Origin of the sequence: Vibrio ordalii ATCC 33509 (genome assembly GCA_000257205.1) — a bacterium.
In the GTDB taxonomy this organism is placed as follows: domain Bacteria; phylum Pseudomonadota; class Gammaproteobacteria; order Enterobacterales; family Vibrionaceae; genus Vibrio; species Vibrio ordalii.
Genome location: AEZC01000075.1, coordinates 1 through 759, shown reverse-complemented (window position 1 = coordinate 759; position 759 = coordinate 1). Strand labels below are relative to the sequence as shown.

At 43.0% G+C, this 759-nt stretch carries 1 protein-coding gene; it reads left to right on the top strand.

The features are described 5' to 3' along the window. Positions 1–759: HipA domain-containing protein (locus VOR_RS0104725; protein WP_010318576.1), on the top strand; the 759-nt coding region annotated here is incomplete at both ends.

Sequence of the window (759 nt, the reverse complement as noted above, 5' to 3'; positions counted from 1 at the left end):
GCCTTGCTCACTCAATGGGAGTGCAATCCAACGATGTATTCACCTTACTCTCAAAAGTTGGTCACGATTGCACGGGCGGCATTTCATTTACTGAGAGTAGGGAGCCGCCAAATATAGGGTGGAAATATCGAGAGATCTCGGCAAGTGAATTAAATGAACTCGTTACTCAGCGTAAGTCATTTCTTCCATGTTTTGGTGACTACAGGCCATGTGTATCTGGTACACAAAGAAAAACCACGCTGATGAAAACAAATGGAAGGTGGTATGTCCCACAGGGAACCGCGTTCAGTAGTCACATAGTTAAGTATCCGATGGATGTTATTACTCAAAGTAACTCCGTGCTAGATATGAGTAGCAGCATTGAGAATGAATTCATCTGTACTCAAATAGCGAAAGAACTTGGTTTTAAAGTGCCCGATATGGAGATAATAACGGCAGAATCAGGAGCTAAAGCCCTTGCAGTAAAACGGTTCGACCGATGTTTTGGTGACGGAGTTGTGACTCGTAGACACCAAGAAGATTTCTGCCAGATTTTGGGTGTACCTGAACATCAAAAATATCAATCGGAGAACAACCTAAGTGTCTCCAAAATTGTTGATGTTTTAAGTCTCTCTGCGCAAAGCAAGGCGAACAATCATGACTTTTTTAAATTCATGATTTTACAGTGCCTTCTTGGTGCCACTGACGGTCATCTCAAGAATTTTTCCGTGCATATTGCTCCTGGAGGACACTATAAACTTGCACCGTCCCCCTCTGGAA